The 24,061-nt window shown below is 55.7% G+C and carries 15 protein-coding genes; 6 read left to right on the forward strand and 9 right to left on the reverse strand.

Features of this window, described 5'->3' with window-relative positions; all coding sequences use genetic code 11:
• Positions 1 to 341: 341 nt before the first annotated feature.
• Positions 342 to 485, reverse strand: coding sequence for a hypothetical protein (locus WCC56_RS01140; RefSeq protein WP_424690601.1), 144 nt, complete (start codon positions 483 to 485; stop codon positions 342 to 344).
• Between WCC56_RS01140 and WCC56_RS01145 the strand changes: the two genes are divergently transcribed.
• Positions 484 to 726: a DUF1158 family protein gene (locus WCC56_RS01145; protein WP_424690602.1), complete on the forward strand. Its 243-nt coding sequence runs from the start codon at positions 484 to 486 to the stop codon at positions 724 to 726. The two genes, WCC56_RS01140 and WCC56_RS01145, sit on opposite strands and share 2 nt — an antisense overlap.
• Positions 727 to 877: 151 nt before the next feature.
• Here the strand turns inward: WCC56_RS01145 and mgtA are convergent, their stop codons facing one another.
• Positions 878 to 3,562 (reverse strand): magnesium-translocating P-type ATPase, encoded by a 2,685-nt coding sequence (gene mgtA, locus WCC56_RS01150; RefSeq protein WP_424690603.1) that lies wholly within the window; start codon positions 3,560 to 3,562, stop codon positions 878 to 880.
• Between the two features lie 683 nt (positions 3,563 to 4,245).
• On the opposite strand from mgtA, the gene WCC56_RS01155 reads away from it, so the two are divergent.
• Both WCC56_RS01155 and WCC56_RS01160 read left to right on the forward strand, forming a co-directional pair.
• Positions 4,246 to 5,694 carry an alpha/beta hydrolase gene (locus WCC56_RS01155; protein WP_424690604.1) on the forward strand — a complete coding sequence of 483 codons (1,449 nt, stop codon included), beginning with the start codon at positions 4,246 to 4,248 and terminating at the stop codon, positions 5,692 to 5,694.
• Between the two features lie 344 nt (positions 5,695 to 6,038).
• Complete coding sequence (locus WCC56_RS01160) at positions 6,039 to 7,367, forward strand: MFS transporter (protein ID WP_424690605.1); 1,329 nt, start codon at positions 6,039 to 6,041, stop codon at positions 7,365 to 7,367.
• Positions 7,368 to 7,463: 96 nt separating this feature from the next.
• On the opposite strand, the gene WCC56_RS01165 is transcribed toward WCC56_RS01160, so the two are convergent.
• Complete coding sequence (locus WCC56_RS01165; protein ID WP_424690606.1) at positions 7,464 to 9,530, reverse strand: AsmA family protein; 2,067 nt, start codon at positions 9,528 to 9,530, stop codon at positions 7,464 to 7,466.
• Between the two features lie 61 nt (positions 9,531 to 9,591).
• On the reverse strand, positions 9,592 to 10,365 hold the full coding sequence (pdeH, locus tag WCC56_RS01170) for a cyclic-guanylate-specific phosphodiesterase (RefSeq protein ID WP_424690607.1): 774 nt from the start codon (positions 10,363 to 10,365) through the stop codon (positions 9,592 to 9,594).
• A 17-nt stretch (positions 10,366 to 10,382) separates the two neighbouring features.
• On the opposite strand from pdeH, the gene WCC56_RS01175 reads away from it, so the two are divergent.
• The 3 genes from WCC56_RS01175 to WCC56_RS01185 all read left to right on the forward strand — a co-directional run bounded on the left by WCC56_RS01175 (position 10,383) and on the right by WCC56_RS01185 (position 12,919).
• Positions 10,383 to 10,526 (forward strand): hypothetical protein, encoded by a 144-nt coding sequence (locus WCC56_RS01175; protein ID WP_424690608.1) that lies wholly within the window; start codon positions 10,383 to 10,385, stop codon positions 10,524 to 10,526.
• A 115-nt stretch (positions 10,527 to 10,641) separates the two neighbouring features.
• Positions 10,642 to 11,574 carry a sugar kinase gene (locus WCC56_RS01180; RefSeq protein ID WP_424690609.1) on the forward strand — a complete coding sequence of 311 codons (933 nt, stop codon included), beginning with the start codon at positions 10,642 to 10,644 and terminating at the stop codon, positions 11,572 to 11,574.
• A gap of 469 nt (positions 11,575 to 12,043) precedes the next feature.
• Entirely contained in the window at positions 12,044 to 12,919 is an 876-nt protein-coding gene (locus WCC56_RS01185) for an alpha/beta hydrolase (RefSeq protein WP_424690610.1), read from the forward strand.
• 104 nt (positions 12,920 to 13,023) lie between these two features.
• On the opposite strand, the gene WCC56_RS01190 is transcribed toward WCC56_RS01185, so the two are convergent.
• The 5 genes from WCC56_RS01190 to bcsB form a co-directional block, all read right to left on the reverse strand.
• Positions 13,024 to 14,517 (reverse strand): M16 family metallopeptidase, encoded by a 1,494-nt coding sequence (locus tag WCC56_RS01190; RefSeq protein ID WP_424690611.1) that lies wholly within the window; start codon positions 14,515 to 14,517, stop codon positions 13,024 to 13,026.
• Positions 14,518 to 14,763: 246 nt separating this feature from the next.
• Entirely contained in the window at positions 14,764 to 16,050 is a 1,287-nt protein-coding gene (locus WCC56_RS01195; RefSeq protein WP_424690612.1) for a dicarboxylate/amino acid:cation symporter, read from the reverse strand.
• A 225-nt stretch (positions 16,051 to 16,275) separates the two neighbouring features.
• Positions 16,276 to 18,279, reverse strand: a complete 2,004-nt coding sequence (gene hmsP / locus WCC56_RS01200) for a biofilm formation regulator HmsP (protein ID WP_424690613.1) — start codon at positions 18,277 to 18,279, stop codon at positions 16,276 to 16,278.
• 164 nt (positions 18,280 to 18,443) lie between these two features.
• Positions 18,444 to 21,752 carry a cellulose biosynthesis protein BcsC gene (locus WCC56_RS01205; RefSeq protein WP_424690614.1) on the reverse strand — a complete coding sequence of 1,103 codons (3,309 nt, stop codon included), beginning with the start codon at positions 21,750 to 21,752 and terminating at the stop codon, positions 18,444 to 18,446.
• Positions 21,749 to 24,049, reverse strand: a complete 2,301-nt coding sequence (gene bcsB, locus WCC56_RS01210; RefSeq protein ID WP_424690615.1) for a cellulose biosynthesis cyclic di-GMP-binding regulatory protein BcsB — start codon at positions 24,047 to 24,049, stop codon at positions 21,749 to 21,751. The genes WCC56_RS01205 and bcsB overlap by 4 nt, the downstream gene beginning before the upstream one ends.
• Between the last annotated feature and the right edge of the window lie 12 nt (positions 24,050 to 24,061).

The following is a 24,061-nucleotide window of genomic DNA, read 5'->3' on the forward strand; positions in this document are numbered from 1 at the left end:
CGGTTTGAGGACCCCGGACGCGCTCAGGCATCAAAAACAGAGGTCCCGGCGAAAAAATAAGCGCGGGTGCTTAACAAGAAACGCATCCTACCACGGGGTTTTGCAAAAAAAAAGACAACAAAATCAGGGATTTGAGTATAGCCTTGGCTATACTTTTTAACGAATGCTAATTTCGCGGTAAATTTTTAATCAAAAAGGCTAAAAGAATTACTGTGTTAACGGTCACAACCCTGAAGGGTTTGGGGGAATAGCAGGCGAAGTGGCGGGAGAAAGCGGGCGGAAATGACGGGTAATTTATCGATAGAAAATGGTGGAGGCGAGGGTATTCGCCTTCTTCAGACTTACCAGACCCGGTAAACCTTGCCCGTTTCCACGCCAGAAATGCTGCGGCGATAAGCCAGCGCCACGCGGCTGGCGGTGTAAGGATTGAACCAGAAGCCATATTGCTGGAAAATGGCGGCCACTGACCAGACTGGAAGCCCCATGAATAACCCGTTTTTGACCTTTTTAATGCCGATGAGCACCCTGATGCTGGGCATGCTCTCCGCCCTGCTGTTGCCCGCGCCGTGGTTTGGTCTGAGCCTGACTTATCGCCTGATGGCGATGTTCCACCTCAGTGATGTCGGCCAGCTGTATACGTTGGTGTTTTGCCTGTGGTTTTTGCTGCTGGGGGCGATTGAATACTTTGTGATCCGCTTTATTTATCTGCGGTTTGTGAAGGTCTGAAAGGTGGGGAAAACGTCAGGGCGGATCGGCGATCCGCCCTGACTGGCTTTATGCGCTGAGGATCATCAACAGTCCGCTGGAGAAAATCAGCAGCCCGACAAAGAACAGCACGATAGTAGTGACGACGTTGGCATATTTCATCAGTTTCTCCTCAGAACCACTGGCCGAAGCGACGGATGTAGACGCGTTTCATCGCCTGAGCCACCACGCAGTAACCAAACAGCGTGGCAACCAGCCATGGGAAGTAAGACCAGGGCAGCGGCACCAGGCCAACCGCATTCCCCAGCGGTGAGAACGGAATATAAATTCCTAACGCCATCACCAGACCGGTAGCCAGCATCACTGGCAGCGCAGCGCGGCTTTGAACAAACGGTATTTTCTGCGTGCGCAGCATATGCACCACCAGCGTTTGCGACAGCAGCCCTTCGATAAACCAGCCGGACTGGAACAGCGCCTGATGCTCAACGCTGTTAGCGGCGAACACATGCCACATGATCACAAAAGTAGTGATATCAAACAGCGAAGACGTTGGTCCCATCCACAGCATGAACCGGCCGATGTTTTTCGCGTCCCATTTGCGCGGTTTGCGCAGAAACTCTTTGTCCATTTTGTCCCACGGCAGCGCCAGTTGAGACAGGTCATACATCAGGTTCTGGATCAGCAGATGAATGGCCAGCATCGGTAAAAACGGGATAAAGGCGCTGGCGACCAACACGGAAAACACGTTGCCAAAGTTAGAGCTGGCGGTCATGTTCAGGTACTTGATGATATTGCCGAAAGTTTCCCGGCCTTTAATCACGCCCTGTTCCAGCACCCTCAGGTTTTTTTCCAGCAGAATAATATCCGCTGACTCTTTGGCAATGTCGGTGGCGGTATCCACCGAAATACCGATATCGGCATCCCGCAGCGCTGGGGCATCATTGATCCCATCGCCGAGGAAACCGACAGTGTGGCCATTATATTGCAGCGCCTTAAGGACCCTGGATTTCTGCTGAGGCGTCAGGCGGCAAAAGACGGTCCGCGCTTCCACCAGCGGATAGAGCTCATCATCACTGAGGCAGGCAATCTCACTGCCGCACAGCGGTTCACCCGGCTGCAGGCCGACTTCACGGCAAATTTTGCTGGTGACGATCGCGTTATCGCCAGTCAACACCTTCACCGCTACACCACTTTCCTGCAGCGCGGCAATCGCTTCACCGGCACTCTCCTTTGGCGGATCGAGGAAGGTTAACAGCCCGCAAATCGTCAGCTCACGCTCATCCTCTTTGCTCAGCGGCAGGATAAGCGGATGTTCTCCCAGCTCGCGTTCGCCAAGCATCAACACGCGGAAGCCCTGCTGATTCCACTCTTCTGCCTGCTGACGCCACTGCTGGCGTGCCGCGTCATCCAGCGGACGTTTTTCACCGCCATCCAGCCACCAGCTTCCTACAGCCAGCATTTCATCCACCGCGCCTTTGCAGATCAGCTGTTGATTATTTTGCTCATCTGCCACCACCACGGACAGACGGCGGCGTTCAAAATCGAACGGCAGCTCATCAATTTTGCGGTAACGCCAAAGTCCGGCGACAGCCCGGTTTCCCTGGCTGAAACTGAGGATGGCTTTGTCCATCAGGTTTTTGATGCCGCTCTGGTGACGGCTGTTCAGCCAGGCCAGTTGCAGCACTTTGTCGTTGTTGCGGCCATTGGCATCCAGATGCTGTTCCAGGATGATGCGATCCTGGGTCAGCGTGCCGGTTTTATCGGTGCACAGCACGTCCATGGCGCCAAAGTTCTGGATGGCATTCAGCCGTTTCACCACCACTTTGCGGCGGGACAGGGCAATCGCCCCTTTCGCCAGGTTAGAGCTGACGATCATCGGCAGCATTTCCGGTGTCAGACCGACGGCCACCGCCAGCGCAAACATCAGGGCATCTGACCAGTCACCCTTAGTAAAGCCATTGATAAACAATACAATCGGCACCATCACCAGCATAAAGCGGATCAGCAGCCAGCTGACGCTGTTCACGCCACGGTCGAACGCGGTTTGCGGGCGGTTGCCCACCACAGATTTAGCCAGCGAGCCAAACCAGGTTTCGCTGCCTGTTGCCACTACCACCGCGGTTGCCGTGCCGCTGGCAACGTTAGTGCCCATCAGGCAAATGCCAGGCATCGACAGCAAATCAGCGTCCCCGGTGCTACCAGCAACCGTTTTCGCCGAGATGTCAGCCATCGCATCATATTTCTCAATCGGAATGGCTTCCCCGCTGAGTGCCGCCTGGCTGACAAATAAATCTCTGGAGGAGAGCAGCCGGACATCAGCCGGGATCATATCGCCAGCCGACAGGAAGATAATGTCACCTGGCACCACGTCATGCAGGGCAATTTCACTTCGGACAGGCTGAGCCGAAGCGCTGTTCCGGCGGATCACCGTTGCCGTGGTGCGAACCATCGACTTCAGGGCTTCCGCCGCTTTATTGGTGCGGTATTCCTGCCAGAAGCGCAGCAACCCGCTCAGCATCACCATCATCAGCATAATCAGCACGCCGGTCAGGTCGGTCTCTTCACCTTTGCGGGTCGGCAAGAGGTAGTCGGTCACAAAGCTGATGCCTGCCAGCAGCATCAGCACCCAGATAAAGGGATTGTTAAAAGCCTGCAAAAGTTGGCGAAGCGCATGGGGGGCTTTCTCGTTCGCGACCTGGTTTTTGCCATAATGGGCCAGGCGCTCTGCGGCTTCTTCCTGAGTGAGGCCATGACGGTGGGTGTGCATTCTGGCCAGCGTGCTGTCCAGGCTCTGTTTGGCTGCGCTGGCAATCGCCAGTTCGCGGGCAATTTTCAAGTTGGCATTGTTCATTTTCATCTGCCAGATCCTTTCTTTTTTTTAATCAGGCGCGGGGAATCTCTCCTGCGCATGAGGAGTCATCAGAATGTGTACGGATCGGGACGAAGGCAGGAACAGCTGGAAGGGAGGAGATCAGTGAGTGTTTATCCCCCTTCTGCCGTGCGGCCGCCTTCGCCCATTGCTGGTCGGAGGTTCTTTCATCAAAAAATCCTTAATAAGAAAAAGACGTTAAGCGGCACTGCAGAAGATCGACGATCGTAAGCATAGCCCTTCCGCGCCCAGTATTGACTGGACCTGATTACTGCAAGTCAGGGGGATGCTACGACCTTGAAAGGAGGTGAAACATTGCCCGCCGGTTTTCGGCAAGCAAACAAAGGAGTTGGCTTACCAGATTAAGATGTTACTTAAGGGGTGACTGTCCAATTTTGGGCTCCATTGTGTGATTCGCCGCCACTATAGGCCAGCTTTATCCCGATGTAAACGGCAAAAAAACCCGGCCTTATCTGAAGATAATTAAAAAAATAATAATAAAAATCATTATGATAAGTAATAACACGGCGTAATTATCCGTTTATTTTTTCTTAAACCATTAATCAACAATGGGGTAATTCCCCTTAAGACATGACTGAAACCCTGGCGCACTTGCGGCCCGATCGGCTCTATACTTGCAGCGGAGACTCAGGCAGAAGGACAGCGTAACAATGCTTTATCGGACTAAAATCTGGATTAAACGCGTGGCGACACTGACGGTTATCCTGCTGATCGTCTTGCTGGGATTGCGCGTGGCGCTCACGGAGCGAGGACCCGATCTGGAATTGTGGCACACCTGGGTTCCGGAAGAGCTGAGCGACAGCCAGCTGGATCACAGTGACTGGGCGGGCTATCTGAGCAATGAGCAGAAAATCTTCGCCGGGATCAAAACTAACGTCAGCGACAAGCTGGCGGACGACAACCCGGAAACCTATAACCGCTATGCAGAGCACAGCCCGGTCTATCCGGAGAATTTTGCTACCGACTGGAACCGCTCCTACATCATGACGCCGCAGGGCACGCCGCGTGGTGCGGTGGTGCTGCTACACGGCCTGACCGACTCACCCTACAGCCTGCGCCATTTTGCTGAAGACTATCAGCAGCATGGCTATCTCGCGCTGGCGATCCGTTTACCGGGACATGGCACGGTGCCTGCGGCACTGACCAGCGTGGAATGGAAAGACTGGATGGCGGCGACCAGGCTGGCGGTAAGGGAAGCCAAAAAACGCATCCCACAAGGGGCCCCGTTGCATATTGTAGGCTTCTCAAACGGGGGTGCGCTGGCGATGAAATATGCCCTGGATGCGTTAGAAGACCCGGCTCTGCCTGCTCCCGATCGGTTGATCCTGATCTCCCCGATGATTGGCGTCAGCAGCTATGCTCGTTATGCCGGGCTGGCAGGTATTCCGTCCATCTTCCCGGCGTTTGCCCGCTCCGCGTGGCTGAGCATTTTGCCGGAATTCAATCCGTTCAAATACAACTCTTTCCCGGTAAAAGCGGCGCGCCAGTCCTGGCTGCTGACCAGCGCCTTGCAGAGCCAACTGCACCGCGAGCAGGCCAGCCAGCGGTTGAATAAACTGCCGCCGGTGCTGACTTTTCAGTCGGTGGCTGATAACACGGTCAGCACGCCAGCCGTGGTCAGAGCTTTGTACAATCTTCTGCCTGCGAATGGCAGCGAGCTGGTGCTGTTTGATATCAACCAGTCGGTGCAACTCTCCCCACTGATGCGCACCAGCGCCAGGCAGGCGGCGGAACACCTTTTGCCCCCACCGCCTCGCGCTTATACCACTACGCTTGTCACTAATGCCACTGCGGAGAGTAATGTCGAAGTGGCGAAAACCACGCCAGCAGGCAGTACCATTACCGAAGTCACGCCGCTTGGGCTAAATTACCCGGCAGATGTCTATTCGCTTTCCCATGTAGCGCTCCCTTTCCCGTTAACGGATTCCTTGTACGGACGAACACCGGAACATCCGAATGAGTTTGGCGTGAGTTTTGGCTCAATGACGCCGCGAGGAGAACGCTCAGTGTTAATAATCAGTCTTGATTCGCTAATGCGTCAGTCCTCCAATCCGTTCTATCCCTGGATGCTGAAGCAGGTGAATGCGACGATAAAATAGGACGATCGCCCTAAGCCGTCTTTCTCCCCCGACACTGTAACAAGCTGTGTCGGCGCGGAAGCTGTGCGTAACAGCTGGCAAAGTCAGTCATAAATCTGGTTTACCGGACAATATTTGCGCAAAAGCCAGCATTTAACGCTGACCCACTACTTTTTATTGGCCGTTTCTTAGTGGTTATTGCCAGAAAACGGGCGTTTGGCGTTGCCATCCCCCGGCAATTATCCACTCTCACGCATGATCCTCTTTTCCACGCAGAAAGCCCGTGCTGGCGCGGTTTTCGCCATTGAATGCCGCCGTCGCTGTGCGTAAGATTCTTTAACATGTTTTACAAATAAGAAACTGCTATGCAAGCCTCCATCGCCCCAACGCTCGACGCCGAAAACGACCCCACGCCCGTAAATTCTCGCGGTAAAGTGATGGTCGCTTCGCTGGTCGGCACCGCTATCGAATTTTTCGATTTCTATATCTATGCTACCGCTGCGGTCATCGTCTTCCCGCATATCTTCTTCCCACAAGGTGATGCCACCGTGGCCACGCTGCAGTCGCTGGCGACCTTCGCTATCGCCTTTGTGGCGCGCCCGATTGGCTCTGCCGTCTTCGGCCACTTTGGTGACCGTGTGGGCCGTAAAGCCACGCTGGTCGCCTCGCTGCTGACCATGGGGATCTCAACCGTGGTAATCGGCCTGCTGCCGGGCTATGAAACCATTGGCGTCTTTGCCCCGTTGCTGCTGGCGCTGGCGCGCTTCGGCCAGGGTCTTGGCCTGGGGGGTGAATGGGGCGGTGCTGCGCTGTTGGCGACGGAAAATGCCCCGGCGAAGAAACGTGCCCTTTATGGCTCGTTCCCCCAGCTTGGCGCACCGATTGGCTTCTTCTTTGCCAACGGCACCTTCCTGTTACTGTCCTGGCTGCTGACCGACGATCAGTTCATGCAGTGGGGCTGGCGCGTGCCGTTTATCCTCTCTGCCGTGCTGGTGCTGGTTGGGCTTTACGTGCGTATCTCGCTGCACGAATCGCCGGTCTTCGCCAAGGTGAAGAAAGAGAAAAAGCAGGTCAAAATGCCGATTGGTACGCTGCTGTCTAAGCATTTGAAGGCGACAGTTATCGGCACCTTTATCATGCTGGCGACCTACACGCTGTTCTATATCATGACGGTTTATTCGATGTCTTACGGCACCACGCCAGCGCCGGGCGGCCTTGGCTTACCACGCAATACCATGCTGTGGATGCTGATGCTGGCAGTCATCGGTTTTGGTGTGATGGTGCCGATTGCCGGCCTGCTGGCAGACCGCTTCGGTCGCCGCAAAACCATGATCGTGATTACGCTGATGATTATCGCCTTCTCGCTGCTGTTCCCGTCAATGTTAGGATCGGGCAATCAGCTGCTGGTGATGCTGTTCCTGCTGCTGGGTCTGAGCATCATGGGGCTGACCTTTGGCCCGATGGGCGCACTGCTGCCTGAGCTGTTCCCGACTGAAGTGCGTTACACCGGGGCGTCATTCTCTTATAACCTGTCGTCGATTCTGGGTGCCTCTGTTGCCCCCTATATCGCGACCTGGTTAGCCCATACTTACGGTCTGTTTTACGTGGGGATGTATCTGGCAGCCATGGCCTGTCTGACACTGCTGGCGCTGATTGCCAGCAAAGAAACCCGCCACGACTCGCTGTACGACTAAGCATGATTCAGGCATAAAAAAACCGGCTTCGGCCGGTTTTTTTTTATCTCCACAAATCCGTTAAAGGAACGGGCGAGGTAGCCCGTCCCCCGAGGATTATTTCTTGCTCTTCATCTCTTGCAGCACATTGGTACACTGATTTTGCTCGTTGTCGCTTGGCGAAATCAGCGCCAGCAGGGCAGCGGCAGGAGCAACAACTGCCCCCAATGCCACAGCCGCAGCACCCCGCGCAATCAGTGGGCCGGCCTTCACGCCAGCGTCTGGATTTTTGAACGTCCCCTTCACATACAACGGCGAGCGTAAGGTGATAATACGGATGCCCTTACTCTCAGGATCGATCGATAAATCCATCCGCTCGTTGGCGAAGTTGGTGGTTCCTGAGATGTTAATCACCGCATTCTCCGTGTCGAAGACGAACAGTTTGGTCGAGGCTAAACCATTAGTGACTTTCAGATCTGCCGCCGCGCAATTGATGCGGACGTCATCATCGCCAAACAGCTTACCAACAATGTAGTTACCGACGTTCAGGCCGACGATTTCCATCAGGCTGCGGCTGATCACCCCATCATTCATCAGCATCTTCAGCTCACCGTTGCTGGTAGCCAGAATATCGGCCACCGAGTTGCCGTTGCCACTCAGCGTGGCATCGCCGTTCATCTGCCCCATGCTGCTTTGCATCGATGCCACGTCTGGGAACAGCTGTTTCAGCTTCAGGTTACGGGCGTGCAGATCGGCACGGGCTCGCATCGGTGTGTGGTCACCTTCCAGATGAATGGTAGAGTTCAGGTTGCCGCCAGCCACGCCGAAGCGCAGAGGATCCAGCAGGATATCACCGTTTTTCAACACCAGATGCGTGTAGAGATCGCTGAGCGGTAGCGAGTTACTGTGCTCAATTTTCTTGCCGCTGAATTTCACATCAGCGTCCATGGCTCCCCAACTTTTGGTGTCGAATTTGTCGTGCGGTAATACCCGATCGGCAGGCTGAGTGGTGGCATCGCCGCGCTTCGCTTTCGCCTGTTCGGTTTTTTCACTGCCTTTACCCGAATTCACCCCAATCAGTGGCCCTAAATCCGCCATTCTCAGCTGTTTCGATTCCAGAGAGCCCGCAAGCTTCGGACGAGGTTTGCCCTGGGTGTAGGTCAGTGAGCCGTGAATATCGCTGTCGCCAATGTGGCCGTTAAAATTTTCGTAACGGAACACCGGGCCACCCTTCTCCTGGAAGCGGGCGATCAAATGCCCGTCGGTTTCATAGGGCGGCGTATCAGGCAGCAGAATGCCGGTCAGACCATAGAGATTAGCCAGCGTATCCCCGGCGAAACGCAGCCGGATATCCAGTCCGCCAAGGTTCAGCGGGTCCTCCAGCGTACCGGCAACCTGCACACGCGTGGTGCCGTTGCGCACATCGGCCTGAAGAGGGAAAGGATTGGTTTTACTGCGCAGCGACAGCATGCCGCCAATTTTACCCTCACCGGTCAGCTTCTCGTTGTTATAGGTACCGGAAGCCTTCCAGCCAAAGACGAAATCAGAGGCACCCTGCCGGCTTTTATCCTCTTTACTTCCCGCCACCTGAACATAAGGCACCGGCTTGCCGAGTGGGTCTACAGTGACCTTAATATCGGCTTTATTGATGGCGTCACGGTAGGCAATCTGTCCGCGATCAAACATGATGTTATCGAGGCGGAACGTCCACGCAGAAGGCGGTTGATTAGGATCGGGGTTGTCACTGCCCGCCAGATTGAAGGTCCAGTTATTCTTTTTATCCGCCGTCTGGATCAGTCTGGCATCAGGCTGCGTCAGCTTGATCCACGGGATATAGACTTCTTTGCCAAGCAACGCCAGCGGAGCCAGAGTGGCGTCCACGCGTTGCAGATGCACCATGGTGACATCAGGGATTTCGGGCGGATTGCCCAGCAGAATATCTTCGGCATGAACGTGCGGCCATGGCACCCAACTGCGCCAGCCTGGTTCATCACGATTGCGTTCCCACGCCACGCCCAAATCACCGCGAATGGCGAATGGACGGTTCAATTCCGTCGACACTTTCTGGTTGAGGGTGGGTTTGAGTCGGTTCCAGTCAAAGGTCGCAATGATGATCGCCACCGCTATCACCAGCAACAAAAAAATCCCGACAATCCAGCTAATTATTTTTCCCGTTCGCGACATACCCGGTCTCCTTGCTCGCTTCGGCCTTCAGTAAAGATAGTCCAGAGCAGAGGAAACGGGATCAGATCAGCTGCAGCGGCAGGGATTCAAGCTGGTCAAAAGGCATCGGACGGGCAAAAAAGTACCCCTGAGCGGCATAAGCGGGTGAGTTTTTCACCTGATTCCACTCTTCAAGCGTTTCCACGCCTTCCACAATCACCCCTTTGCAGTAGCGATTAATCAGGGCCAGCAACATCGTAAAGAGATGACGACCCTCTTCTGATTCTCTGAGCATGATAAACAGCTCACGGGCCATTTTGATGTACTCGTACTTCAGTTCGGTCAGCGCCGAGAAGTTCGCCATGCCACAGCCGAAGTCATCCAGCCACAGCGGGCCAAGCTCAGGCATCTGCGCAACAATCTCTTCCTGCGGCAGCACATGGTGTTCTACCAGCTCAAAGCGCACCCACGGGCAGCGTGCAACCAGCTGACGGATAGCCGCATGGTGTTGGAGTTCCAGCAGTGTCGGTCCATCAATGTTGACGGAGGCCACGGTGCCGCTGGAGGTGAATTTCGTTTCCCACTGCGCCAGCAGCTCCAGCTGCTCGGTAACAATGTGCAACCGTTGAGGGATCTCAAGCGCTGCAAAGTAGGTCTCCGGTGATAACCTCTGCCCCGGCGCGGAGGGATGAAATACCGCCGTGAGCAACTCAATGGCCATCAAACTGCCGGTCACCCGGTAGATGGGCTGAAACGTATAGATGCGCTGGCACTCCTGCCAGTACAGACGCTCATCTTGTTGCTCTGTAACACCATTTGAGAGAGGAAGCCGGTGACTGAGGTCGTTCAGCACCATGAGATTGATCCTTTATTATGATGAGACCGTCCGGAGAACGGATCTCCCGCCAGACTGATATCGGCACTCTGACGGAGAACTTTATCGCGCCTGGCGCTGAATACGCCCGCCTGTTTTCCCGCAATCCTGTGGATACAATGGCGGAAACAGAGGCCTTTTAGTCTGTTTTCACGCTGTTTCCCTGACCTTAAAAAAAATAAAACAGCGTTTTAAAATATTGACTACACGAGCCTGCGCGGCGAAACTGGTGCAAATTTAGGGGATGAGCTGACTACCATGACGCAGAAAAAAATTGCCGTGATCGGCGAGTGCATGATTGAGCTTTCGCAGAAAGCCACCGACCTGACCCGGGGTTTTGGCGGGGATACGCTGAACACGGCGGTTTACATTGCCCGCCAGGTGGCTGCAGAGCAGCTAAGCGTGGACTACGTCACTGCGCTGGGCACAGACAGCTTCAGCAATGAAATGATCGCTGCCTGGCAGCAGGAGCAGGTGCAGACCGCCCTGATCCAGAAGATGGACAATAAATTGCCCGGTCTGTACGTCATCGAAACCGATGCGCAAGGCGAACGGACTTTTTATTACTGGCGCAACGATGCCGCGGCCCGTTTCTGGCTGGAAGGGGATCGCGCCGAGGAAATCTGCCAGCAGTTAGCCCACTTTGATTACCTTTACCTTAGCGGCATCAGCCTGGCGATCCTCAGCCCGCAGAGCCGGGAAAAACTGATGGCGTTGCTGACCACCTGCCGACGCAACGGCGGCAAAGTCATCTTTGATAACAACTATCGCCCGCGTCTGTGGCCTTCAGCTGAAGTCACTCAGGCGGCTTATCAGGTGATGCTGGCCTGCACGGACATTGCCTTCCTGACGCTGGACGATGAAACCCTGCTATGGGGCGAAGCGCCGGTAGAAGATGTGATCGCCCGTACCCGCGCCGCTGGCGTGAGCGAGATTGTAATCAAGCGCGGAGCGGACTCCTGCCTGGTTTCTCTGGCAGACGGGTCGTTACTGGACGTTCCTGCCGTCAGGCTTCCGGCCAGTAGCGTGGTCGATACCACTGCCGCCGGGGATTCCTTCAGCGCTGGCTACCTTGCGGTGCGTCTGAGCGGTGGACGTGCAGAGGACGCAGCTAAGCGCGGCCATCTGACCGCCAGCACAGTGATCCAGCATCGTGGTGCAATCATTCCCCGCTCGGCCATGCCGGAGTAACCGCTTGCTGTTCAGCAGTGCCCTCATCAGAGCCTCGCATTTGCGGGGCTTTTTTCTGTGCGGAGGAAAGTCATCATTAACGCCACCCTTTATTTAATGTCTGACTATTAAGTCAAATTATTAACTGGCCAGATCCGTAAGAAGACTGAATGAGTCAATTCCTAATTCAGGACCAGCCTGCGGCCAATGAAAAGATAATAAACTGAATATTATGATAATTAACCCAAACCCGCTTAATAGCGATCCTTGATGCAAACCTTCGGTAATCTACCTGTTTTAAAACAATCAGATAGCATCATACAAATACGTCATCACGGGCTTTTCTGGGCATAGTCTGAAACTTTCTCAAAAGCGTGAGGAAGGCTGGACGCTTGATCAATTAATTGGCAATGTTTGTTTAAATACAGCCGAACCCCCTATTCTCCCGCCGGGCTCGCCTATACTAAAATAATGAAAAACAGGAGCGCCTATGAAAACCGAAATTATTAATATCTGGCCTCACGGCGAGGCTCCCGGTGCCAGCGATTCCAGAGTCAGCCCGCAAATTGTCGATTTAGCCAAAGAGTACGAACCTTACGATCGTGCCGCCAGCGGCGTGCGCAATCCGGAACTGGCTTTCTGGTATCCGGAAGAGTCCAACGGCGTGACGCTGCTGGTTGCGCCGGGTGGCGGCTTCGAAAAGATCATGATTGATAAAGAAGGCAGCGCGCTGGCAATGTTCTTCACCGCCATGGGCTATACGCTGGCGGTCATGACCTATCGCTTCCCCCAGGACGGCCATCATGAGGCGGCTGATGCGCCACTGTCGGATGCTCAGCGTGCGGTCCGCGTTCTGCGCCACCGTGCGGCACGGGGTCTGAACGGCAAGCGTATTGTGATGATGGGCTTCTCCGCCGGCGGGTACGTGGCCGCCAGCGTGGGCACGCGCTTCGACGAAAAACTGTATCCGGTGCAGGATATCGCCGATTCGCTGACGGCACGCCCGGATGCGATGGTGCTACTTTACCCGGTGATCAGTATGCGTGAAGGCCTGGCGCATCAGGGCTGTCGCCAGCATCTGCTCGGCGAACATCCTACCCAGCGGGAAATTGACGCTTACTCGATGGAAACACGCGTGACGGAGAAAACGCCACAAACCTTGCTGATCCATGCGGTGAACGATGAGTCAGTGCCGATCAACAACAGCATGGTGATGTTCAGCGCACTGCGGGAGCATAAAGTCGCCAGCGAGCTGCATTTTTACGAGAAAGGCGGTCATGGGTTTGGCATCCGCAACGTGGCAGATTTGCCGCTGGCAAGCTGGCCGATGCTGGTCAATGAATGGCTGCGCGCGCGGGTCTGGTAGAAAATCGTTGAGCCACCGGAAATCTGGCTGGAAGGTGTTCGGCCGATTCACACGAAAAACCCGGCAGCTTTGCGGCTACCGGGTTTATACAGGCTGAGGCGGGATCAGTTCTGCGAAGACGGAATATCAGAGACTTCAGGCTTGGTTTCATCTACAGCCGCTGCCGCCGCTTCCGGGACAGGTGCCATAATTTTCTTCCAGCTTTCTTCCAGTCCCTGCACGTTGGTTTCCGGTTCGCCCTGCGGCTGCATCAGCATCATGGTCAGATCCTGTGACAGCTGCTGACGAAGCTCCTGATTCATCATCTGCAAAGTCAGGCCCGACAGGAAGCTCTGGCGCAGTTTCTGATACTGTTCAGGGGCGATATCCACCACCGCGTTTTGCTGCGATCGCAGACGCTGGCTCATCAGCACATCGGTATCCGTCCTGGCGTAGGTAGCAAACAGCTTGTTCAGCTCGGCTGTCTTCTGCGCCATCAGCGCATCAAACTCTTCCTGCGGCAGGCCGTTATCGCGGATGTTGACCATCTCCCGCGCGACCAGATTCAGATTATTTTGCAGGGTCGCGTTATCCGCATCCATATTGATAGCGCACTGCGCGCGCTGGTAAAGCACACGGCAGTCAAACCCGACCTGAACCTTCTGCGCCTTGCTGCTGCTCAGCACATGCTGAACGTGCCAGAACAACGCTTCACGGGCAAGGTCGCTCTGCCAGTAACGCTGCAGATTCTGCGAATCGCGGATGGGTTGCCATGGCGAATCCCACACCAGCGACAGGCGATCCTGGCTCAGATTATTATTCACCAGGTTAATCGGCTGCGGCGGCAATGGCGAAAGCGTTGGCATCGGCGATGGCGTATCACGTTTGCCCTTCAGCGGGGAGAACGTTTTGTTGATCTGCTCTGCCAGGCTACGGCTGTCTACGTTGCCCACCACCATCAGCGTCATCGCGTCTGGCGTGTACCACTGTTTGTAGAAGTCGTTCAGCTTGGCCAGGTCGACCGGTGCATTGGCTGGCGTACCCGGATCGTGGCCCAGCAGCGTGGAACCTTTCAGCCGGTAACGCCACCAGACGTCCTGCGGGTTAGCAGGCCAGGTGGCGATAGGATCCTCAGCGCTCAGCGCGGCATTCACCGTCTGTTCATTGAGGGTCATATCGCCGACGGTGGCGGCCAGCCAGTTCATCGCTTCTTTCACCACTTCAGGCCGGTTGTTGGGCAGGCTGAGGGTATAAAGCGTGAAGTCATAAGAGGTGATGGCCGGCGGCTGCGGGCGATCCGGGTCGATACTTTGCTGCCACAGCGAGCGCTGCTGAGCAGGGTCGAGCTTCGCGTTGTGCACCAGGGCCAGACGCGGTAATAAGTGGCTGTAACCTGCCTGCTGGGTAGTCTCCACCAGAGAGCCGGTATTCACCAGTAAGCGGACTTCAACGCGGTCACTTGGACGCTGCGGAGTTGTCAAAACCTGCCAGGTAAACCCGTTATCGAGTTTTCCCTGCTGCCAGGCGGGATCGGGTTGGAGTGTTTCAGCTTGCACAGTGCTGCTGACAACAGCCAGCAATATTCCACCAACCAAAAGACGAATTCTGGTGCCCTGCATGTGAACCCCTACTCAATCACAAACCAAAAAGAATCACTGGCGATCTACGGCCTGCTGCTATCTACGGGAAGGATAACTCAGGGAAGCCGCTGTTTTTTCTCAGAACAGCTTTTAGACCACACATTGGCGGGGATGTCCCACGCTGGAGTGAAAAATGATAAAAATCTCTGGGGGTTATTATGCAAATGCCCGCCGCGAGGGCAAGTCGCGGCGGGCATTTGGGGGGATATTTAGCGAATTAACGGCTTATGCGGCATTTTCAGGCAGTTTTTTCGCCTTATTTTTGCCATCCAGCGTGTCTTTCATTTGCTGCTCATCCAGCTGATCGACCCATTTCGCCACGACTACGGTCGCCACGCCGTTGCCAACCAGGTTGGTCAGCGCACGCGCTTCAGACATAAAGCGGTCGATTCCGAGGATCAGCGCCAGCCCGGCAACCGGTAAATGACCTACCGCAGAAAGCGTGGCCGCCAGCACGATAAACCCACTTCCGGTAACACCCGCCGCCCCTTTCGAGGAGAGTAACAGCACCACTAACAGCGTGATTTGATGCCAGATATCCATGTGCGCATTGGTGGCCTGAGCAATAAAGACCGCCGCCATGGTCAGGTAAATTGAGGTGCCATCGAGGTTGAACGAGTACCCGGTTGGGATCACCAACCCGACCACCGATTTCTTACAGCCCAGTTTTTCCATCTTATCGAGCATACGTGGCAGCGCGGATTCTGAGGAAGAAGTCCCCAGCACGATCAGCAGCTCTTCTTTGATGTAGGCTATAAATTTGAAGATGTTAAAGCCAACCACACGGGCAATAGTGCCCAGCACCACGATCACGAACAGCAGGCAGGTAATATAGAAGCAGATAATCAGCTGCCCCAGCTGGACCAGTGACCCCACGCCGTACTTACCGATGGTGAAGGCCATTGCACCGAACGCCCCGATAGGGGCCAGACGCATGATCATATTGATGATGCCGAAGATCACTCTGGAGAAACTTTCGATAAAGTTAAAGACCAGCGTGCCTTTGTCACCCATGCGGTGCAGGGCAAAACCAAACATAATGGCGAACAGCAGCACCTGCAGGATATTGCCGCTGGCAAAGGCGCCAATGACGCTGTTAGGAATGATATCTAACAGGAAGGCCACCACGCCCTGCTGTTCTGCCTGCTGGGCATACATCGCCACGGCTTTGGCATCCAGCGTGGCCGGGTCAATATTCATTCCAACGCCCGGTTGCAGCACGTTGACCACCACCAGACCAATAATCAGTGCGATGGTACTGACCACTTCAAAATAAAGCAGTGCTACGGCACCCGTACGGCCGACAGCTTTCATGCTTTCCATACCGGCAATCCCTGTTACCACGGTACAGAAAATAACGGGCGCAATGATCATCTTGATCAGCTTGACGAAGGCATCGCCGAGCGGCTTCATCTGGGCACCCAACTCGGGGTAGAAATGCCCTAACAGCACGCCGATGAGGATGGCGGTAATCACCTGGAAATAGAGGCTTTTAAACAGGGAAGTTTTCATAAAAAATGTCCATTAACGGCTTGGAAGGCAGGTGCACGGTGCTGATGATTTCGTCAGTCTCAGCGCGAAAGTAACACTACGTTAACGGGATTGATATAAGTTGACACAGTTAGCGGCCGGGCAACGCGTCGTTTTATGAGCTGAATCACTTCAGCACCCCTTCCGACGCGTTGTGGTTTGCGTTATGGATTGATAACAGTGGAGATTATCCCCTCAGGGACCTTATTATTGCGTGACGAACCCCAGGTATTTTCTATTAAATACTGGCAGTGACAACGCCTCGGAATAGAGATAACCCTGACCAATATGAATACCGCGCGCCAGCAGCCAGTCGCGTTGCTGGCTGGTCTCTACGCCTTCGGCGATCACATCCAACTTGATGATCTCGGCAATGGCGGCGACGATGCGCACCATCGTGTCATCATTTGGCAGCAGGCAGACAAAGCTGCGGTCCATCTTCAGTTTGCTGATCGGTAAGGATTTAAACTGACTCAACCAGTTCAGGTTGGCATAGCCCATGCCAAAATCATCCAGCGCCACTGAGATGCCGACTTTTTGCAACTCGCTTAACAAGCGCAGCGCCTGCTCTGGCTCGCCAATCTGCGCGGTCTCGGTGATTTCCAGCATCAGGCTGCCGGGGCTGATATGGTGACGATGGATAAGGTCCTGCAGATGGATGACCATATCCGGCTCACGCAACTGAACCGCCGACAGATTGACGCTTAACGGCAGAGTGATTCCTTCCTTCTGCCAGCCAGCCAACACCCGACAGGACTCTTCAAATACCCAGCGGCCAAGCACGCTAATCACGCCGATTTCTTCAGCATTCACGATCAGGTCTTCAGGCAGTGCCCAGCTTCCATCTGGCTGACGCATTCTCAGCAACGCTTCCGCCCCCACCAGCTTGCCATTACGCATATCAATCTGCGGCTGCAGGAACAGCGAGAACTGACCTTTTTCCAGCCCCTGCAAAATGTCGTGTTCCTGAGTCAGCCGCTTATGCGCCCGCTCCATCATCATCGGGTCATAAAACAGGATCTGATTCTTGCCCTGATGACGCGCCGACATCATCGCGGAGGCGGCTCGGCTCAGCAAGTCCTGTGCGGTAAGGTCGACCCCTTCACGCTGAGCCAGGCCAATGCTCAGGTTTGGCCGCAGCTGCATATCCTGCAACATAACAGGCTGATTCAGCCGCAACAGCAACAGGCGGGCCAGCCGCATGGCGCGGAAAGGCTTGTTAGCGCGTTTCACCAGCAGCACAAAATCGCTGCCCGACAGCTGGCCAACCAGCGTATGGCTGTCCGTACTGTGACGAATTTTATCCAGCAGCGTCAGTAACAACGCATCACGCTGCTCATCTTTAACCACCCCGTTGGTTTCCTGCAAAGTCTCGATGCGCAGCACCATAACGGTAAAATTGTCGTCATCAGAGACGGAATCCAGATGCTGCTCCAGCAGCGCCAGAAACAGGGTTTTGTTCGGCAGATTGGTCAGGGCAAAGCGGGTGGTCAGCCGGCTCATCTCATCATTCACCGCTTCTCCCACTTGCTGATTGCGGTTATAGCTGCGGATGAGCATGCCCAGCTCATCATCGCGGTGACGATCAGGCAAAACCAGCTGATGCGAGATGACCTCCTGAGGAGGCAGGTTCTGCAACTCCACGGCGATCCGCCGTAGCGGGCGAACGATCAGTTTATTCACACACCAACTGATAGCGATCGTCAGGATCAACGCCAGCAGAAGGTAAGTCGTCACCATGGTTGACAGCGCACTGAGGATGAACTGATAAACCCGCCAGGAATCGGCCTGTAGCACCAGCAACGCCAGCGGCTTAGGATTAGCGGGCTCCAGCGAGTAAAGCGGCACAGTGATCTTCACCGGCAGTTCAAACAAGGTGGCAATGAAGTGCGGCACCGGTTTTTCGGGCTCAAAGTCGGTATGCAGCGCCTGTAAACCGTTCGGCAACACCACCTCAGCCCGAGCCAGAACACCCGCCGGTTTCAGGGAGTTGAGGATCACTTCAGCCTGAGGAATATCGGCCTTCAACACCGCTTGCGACAGGGGTTGCCGCACGGTATGGGCGATATTTTCCATCTGCTGGGCATAGTCAATCCTGCGCTGCTGCACAAAATGGAAAAGCTGAATGACAATAAAAATACAGATGGTCACCGCGGCCACACAGGACACCGTCGCCATCTGCTTTATTGTTAAGGAACGACTGACGCGCAAGCCTGTTCTCCGAATCACTGAATGCCACCCGTCAGGCAGCAAAAAACTGCCCTGAGTATATCTTAAGGTGGCCGCTTGTTAAGCGCTGTCATCCGGCAAGGGGGTGATTAGGTGTTTTCTGAAGGTGATTATCTTAATTTCCCCGGCAAATCCGCCTGATAACCCTATTTAAAGTCCGCGTATGGGGATAATGGCTCTGGCGGCATGTCCAGATCGCCTTCCCAACCGGCCATCGAATAGCGGGCGTAAATCAGACCGTGGCTCGGCGTATAGTCCTTCGCTTGCTGAATATCCACGCCGGCTCCTAACGTCCAGTGAGCGGTCAGCCTGCGTTCAACCACTGCGCGTAAGGTGTAGCCAAATCCGTTGCTGCTGCTGTCGCTGCTTTGGGGGTTATCACGCGTCAGCGCGCCGAAATCGAGCGGATAGCGTGGCTGGCCGCTGGTTTTCGAGTGCGACCAGGAAACGGAGCCACCGAGATCATAAGACCAGTTCTCCGTGCGCTGGCGATAGGTTACCGGCACCGACAGTGAACTGTAGCTTTGCGGGCTGTAGTAGCCTCCCTGCCCAAGTGAGTAATCACTCAGGTCTTTCGCGTAGTGCCACAACATGCCGTTCAGGCCGAGGGTAGCCCGCCGGTTGTTCTCGTTGATCACCTTATAGTAGTAACCGGCCATCAGCCGCTCGCGGGAGTTATCCTCCACATTTTCACCGGTGATCTGGTGCGCGCTGAGATCAGCCCAGACGCCGTTGGCGTTGCCCTGGTCATAACTCAGGCCGATCGCGCCACCGGTTGCGACCACGCCGCCCCAGGTTTTGCCACTGGCGAGGTTAGGATCCTTCGCGCCCGCATAAGAGAGCAACGAACTGGAAATCGGGCGTCTTGAAGCCGTCAACGACACGCCTAAGTCCGCCAGGTCAGTATTCCAGGTGATGCCGCCCACCCAGTTAGTTACCGCAAAGCCCAGCGGCGTGGTGCCTATGTCACCACGCCATTTGTCGCTACGGTAGCCAACACCCACGCTGGTGCCGTTCTGATGCTGGCGGAAATCCCGGTTACAGACCGCGTCATCGTTGGCACAGGTGCCAAAATTTTCCTCAATGTTGCCGCTGCTGTTGCGCGCGAATGAGCCAGCAGAGACATCAACATTATCCAGCCGCAGGAAGCTTTTGCCGTCAGCCAACGGCGTTTCGGCTTCCAGCATAGTGGTGTGCGCCGTAAAGTCAGACACCCCGCCGGTGCCTTTATTGCGTGAATAGTCCTCTTCCAGCGTCAGCGTGGTGTCCTGCTGGCGATAGAGATCGGCGGCATCACTGCGAATGCCCCGCTTCAGCCAGTCATCCTGCTCATCGTTGCGGGTCAGTCTGGTGTAAGTCTCATTGTCCTGCGGCAGCACGGGGCTGATGCCGCTGGCGACCATCGCTTTACTGAAGTCCGTCTGCGCTAACTCAGGCTGATGTTGCACGGCTTCCAGGCGTGCCGCATCCCGGTAGATGAGCGCGCTGCTCTGCGAAGGCCCCTCTTTGGCTGCCTGCGTTTTCAGGGTGGCATACAGCGAGGTCGCTTTCTGCGGGTCATCCACGGCCAGCCACGCGTTGGCGATGCGCCGTCCGCTGTAAATGTTCTGAGTTGAAGCTTCCGGCGGCAGAGCGCTCAGCTGCTTCCGCGCCTGGGCCAGCTGATGCCGGGCGATCAGCGCCTCGATGTTATCCAGACTGGCTTCAGCCTTCGCGATGAGCAGATCGGTCTCAAGCCGGGTGTTCAGATCGTTGATGTTCTGATCCCACTTCGCTTCAGGCAGCGTGTGAAGCTGTGTCAGGGCGGCCTGCGTTCGGTTGCTGCCGGAAAGGTAAAGCGCGTTGGCATAGACCTGAGTAGCCTCGCCAGGCTGCTGACGAGCCATCGCCTGCATTTGCCGGTCAGCAGCCTGAGTTTGCCCGTTCTGACGCAAAGCGCCTGCCAGCCGGTAATTAAGCCAGACGTCCTGGGGTGAGAATTGCTGAGCCTGGCGGTATGTCCCGGCGGCCTGCTGCCAGTTTCCGGCAGCAGCCAGCTTTTCAGCCTCAGCACTGAGGGCATTGCTGCGCAGGTTGGCGAGCGTCTCACCCAGCGACTTTTTCTGCGCCGCCGACAGTCCGTTGATAAAGGCCAAGGCTTTCTGCGGAGACTGCTGCTGATACAGCGCCGCGAGCCGTCTTGCTGCCGTGGTATTGCCCGCATCCAGACGTAAAGCGCGCTGGTACTGCTCTTCCGCCGTGGCGAGATTCTTTTGCGCCAGCGCCACATCACCCAGCCCGATCGGCGCATAGCTGTCACTCTTATCCAGCCCACGCGCCAGCTGATACTGGCCGCTTGCCTGAGAGAGATCGCCAGCCGCCAGCGCTTTGTCGCCCTTCGCTATCGCCAGCCAGTACTGGTTGGATTGCAGCAGGCTACGCCATTTGCCGATATCGGTGCCCTGTGCATCCGCCGCAATCGCCCGTTGAAAATAGCCCGTAGCTGCTTCGCGGTTATTGGCCCGCGCCAGCGCCTGGCCCATGGCCCCGAGCAGATCCGGATCGTCTGGCGTGGCCTTCAACGCAGCACGCAGAGCTGGAATTGCCGCCGAGCTTTGACCACGCTCGAGCATCGCCAGACCACGAAGGCGCTGCTGCCAGGCGGGATCGGCCAGCATTTTTTGCTGGCGATCCAACTCTGCCTGGCCGTCAGACTGTGGCTTATCGCTGGTGAAAGTCAGCAGATAGGTTTTCAGCTGAGCCACGCTTTGCGGCGTGACGGGCTGCGATTTGATGTTGCTCAGCCACAGTTCGGCAGCCTGAACCCGGCCTGCCGGATCCACGGCTACGGCGCGGAGCTGCTTAAGCGCTGCCGCCTGGTCGTTACGGCTCAACTCCATCTGCGCAATCGCCATCCGCACATTAATACTGCCTGGGGCATCGCGATCCAGCGCGGAAAGTTCGGCCAGCGCACGCGTTTCCTGCCCCGGAAGGCGCGCGACTAAACGCCAGTATTCCAGCGCAATCTCGTCAGAGGGAAAAAGGCCGTTGAACTGTTTATCGTAGGCCACTTTGGCCTCTGTAAGGCGGCCTGATGTGGCCAGAAGGCGAGCTAACTGCAGCTGTTTCCTGCCCTCATCAGAAAGTAAGCGAATACTAACTTCCGCCTGACGGGTGGCCAGTGAATCGGGGTAAGCCTGCTTCAGGGCTTCCATCAGCCGACGCGCTTTATCCTGTTCGCCCTGATGCAACGCAAGGCGGATTTGCGCAGCAAGAACCTGCGGATTCGTCGGCGCGATTTTTTCCAGCCGGTAAAGCGACTCACTCACTAAATCATATTTATTGGTAGCTTCGCCGATCCTGACCTGTTGCAGCAGCCAGTCGACCGGTTCAACCCGATCGGGCGCGGCCGGTACCTTGCTGCTTAAAGGCAGCAACAAAATCGGCAGTAGCAGGCTAAGCAGCGACCGTTTCACTCCTCGTCATCCTCATCACCCAGGCGATGACGGCTGACACGGCGCATCAGTCGCCAGACCAGCAGAGCGAACAGCACCACTACAAAGGTAGCAAACACCGCCAACAGCACCGGATGAGTAGCCAGCGCATTCCATACGCGTTCCCACCACGGCAGATGGCCAACCCAGTAAGTGTCGCCTACACGCAGACTGCGCACGCCGGATTCACGGATAACGGAAGCCGAGCCGAAGATAGCCCCACGTTTACCGCTGTCGATTAGCGCGCCGTTCAGCAGGGCCCAGGCTCGCGGGCTGTCTGCCAGCAGCGCGACGACGCTGCGTTGCTTATCGTAAGGTGACTGGAAGCCAATAACGGCTGCCATTGGCCCGCCAGAGCTGATGGTCGTCTGGCTTTCTGCCCGCAGGTCGTCCGCAAAGTAAGAACCACTGGAGAACGGAGTCTGGCGGTTGGGTTTGTTGATCCAGCTTTTCGCTGCTTCAACCAGCAGATTCACCTTGCCGTCATCTTTCATCTGCGCTGGCAGCGTCCCGATCATCAGCAGGTCAGCATCGGCCGTTTTGGCCTTGCTCCAGTCGTCGGTGATCTGCATTTTCAGCGCCGGATAGCCGGTCTGCGCGGAGATATTACCCAGCGCATTGAGCAGCGCGCTGACTTTGCCAGCTTCCGGCCGATTGTTTACCAGCACCAGCGTTTGGGCCAGATCGGCATTGCGGCTGAACGGGAAGCCCGCGTTAGCAAATGCGCCAAGAGAAGGCATTTCCATATAGTGGCGGTAGCCGGAGAAATCGAGGGTGGAGTTGCCGTCAATCACCACATGATTGGTGACTGGCGTAATGGTTTCGCAACGCCCTTCATTAGTGCTGTTGTTATAAGACCCACCAATAAAGATGCTGGCGTAATCAAAGTCAAAACGCAACTGGTTCACCACGCCCAGCTGCAGGGCTGGAATGGTCAGCTGAGTTCCGCCATCCAACAGTCCCTGCACCAGCGGAATGTGCAGCAGCTGTTTGCCTTCAGCACGCTTGTTAGCTAACGGGTAATCCTGCACGAACTGGCCATTAAGGTTTACCGCCAGCCGCGAGCCGTCATCCTGTACCGGCGAGGTATAGCGATATTTGATATCCATATCGATACCGCGGGCGCGCACCAGGAACAGATCCGGGGGTAACTTCAGCGTTAACGAAATGGGGGCTGGCTGCATGCCATCGGCCTGAAGCTGCCCCTGGAACTGTTGCAGCTCAGAAAAGGGGGTGACGCGGTCAGTGCGCACCCAATTTGGGGCATCGTAAGGCTGGCGCGCAGCCAACTCTTTTACGCTGTCGATGGTCGAGGTTTGCCCACGCAGCAGCAATTCTCCCTGCGCGATCCCCTGCACGGCTTTCAGCAGGTCATTATCGTCGCGCCCCATAATCAACAGTAATTTTTGGTACTTATTATCAGGCTGGTCGATCATTTTCACCGTTGGCTTATCCACCGGCGGCAGGTCTTTCAGGAAATCAGGGCGCCGATCGTTGGTGGCAAACACAATGGCGTGCTGACGATCCGGTAACTGGTTGTAAAGCACCGGGAAGGTCTGTCCACGCCAGTCCGCTTTGGTACCGAACCACGAAGCCAGCACGGCGGCAGCGCGCTGTTGACCAAGGTCAGGTGCGCTGGCAAAAATCATCGGTAAGGTTAACGGACGGCTGTCACGCGCATCGAAAAACGGTTCCGGAAAGTGGGACAAATCGTCTTTGACCGGCAGCTTCTGCAATGAGAGATCCAGCGTGCTGTCTTTCCCGATATCCAGCCAGATTGCGCTGCTGGCCGGGTTTTCGCAGATGTTGCCGTAATGCCCCACCAGCTCAAGGCGAATGCGGTTAAAGTCGCCGATAAAGCGCGGATCGATCGGCATCTGAACCTGATTGTTTTTCCCTGCCCGATCGGCGACAACCGGCACCAGACCCACCAGCTCGTCATTCAGATAGACTTTCAGGTGCGACATGCCAGGGAGTAAAGACGGTGAAGAACGGAAGCTAAGATTCAGCAACGCTTTGGTCACCAGTTCGTCACTGCGCACACCAAACTCAATCTGCCCCTGAGTGCGGGTGCCGGTCAGGTTAAAGTTGCCAGGTGGCGGCGCGATCTGGGTGAACGTCCGCAGGTAATCACGCACTGGCGCCGCGGGATCGAGGGCTGGAGGAGCCAGTGGTTCCGCGGTGTTTTCCACCGGCTGAGTGTAGGTGTCTGTTGCTGCCTGAACCCCGGGCAGTGCGCTCAACAATAACGCGGTGAACCAAGCTAATTTTTTCGTCATGGTGTCTTCATC

Origin of the sequence: Erwinia sp. (assembly GCF_049696395.1) — a bacterium.
In the GTDB taxonomy this organism is placed as follows: Bacteria; Pseudomonadota; Gammaproteobacteria; order Enterobacterales; family Enterobacteriaceae; genus Erwinia.

Bases quoted from the DNA above. Each gene is read 5' to 3' on its own strand.
- WCC56_RS01195 (WP_424690612.1), bottom strand. From the start codon at position 16,050: ATGAAAACTTCCCTGTTTAAAAGCCTCTATTTCCAGGTGATTACCGCC.
- WCC56_RS01145 (WP_424690602.1), top strand. From the start codon at position 484: ATGAATAACCCGTTTTTGACCTTTTTAATGCCGATGAGCACCCTGATG.
- WCC56_RS01175 (WP_424690608.1), top strand. From the start codon at position 10,383: ATGATGAGACCGTCCGGAGAACGGATCTCCCGCCAGACTGATATCGGC.
- WCC56_RS01180 (WP_424690609.1), top strand. From the start codon at position 10,642: ATGACGCAGAAAAAAATTGCCGTGATCGGCGAGTGCATGATTGAGCTT.
- mgtA (WP_424690603.1), bottom strand. From the start codon at position 3,562: ATGAAAATGAACAATGCCAACTTGAAAATTGCCCGCGAACTGGCGATT.
- WCC56_RS01165 (WP_424690606.1), bottom strand. From the start codon at position 9,530: ATGTCGCGAACGGGAAAAATAATTAGCTGGATTGTCGGGATTTTTTTG.
- WCC56_RS01190 (WP_424690611.1), bottom strand. From the start codon at position 14,517: ATGCAGGGCACCAGAATTCGTCTTTTGGTTGGTGGAATATTGCTGGCT.
- bcsB (WP_424690615.1), bottom strand. From the start codon at position 24,049: ATGACGAAAAAATTAGCTTGGTTCACCGCGTTATTGTTGAGCGCACTG.
- WCC56_RS01185 (WP_424690610.1), top strand. From the start codon at position 12,044: ATGAAAACCGAAATTATTAATATCTGGCCTCACGGCGAGGCTCCCGGT.
- pdeH (WP_424690607.1), bottom strand. From the start codon at position 10,365: ATGGTGCTGAACGACCTCAGTCACCGGCTTCCTCTCTCAAATGGTGTT.
- WCC56_RS01140 (WP_424690601.1), bottom strand. From the start codon at position 485: ATGGGGCTTCCAGTCTGGTCAGTGGCCGCCATTTTCCAGCAATATGGC.
- WCC56_RS01160 (WP_424690605.1), top strand. From the start codon at position 6,039: ATGCAAGCCTCCATCGCCCCAACGCTCGACGCCGAAAACGACCCCACG.
- WCC56_RS01155 (WP_424690604.1), top strand. From the start codon at position 4,246: ATGCTTTATCGGACTAAAATCTGGATTAAACGCGTGGCGACACTGACG.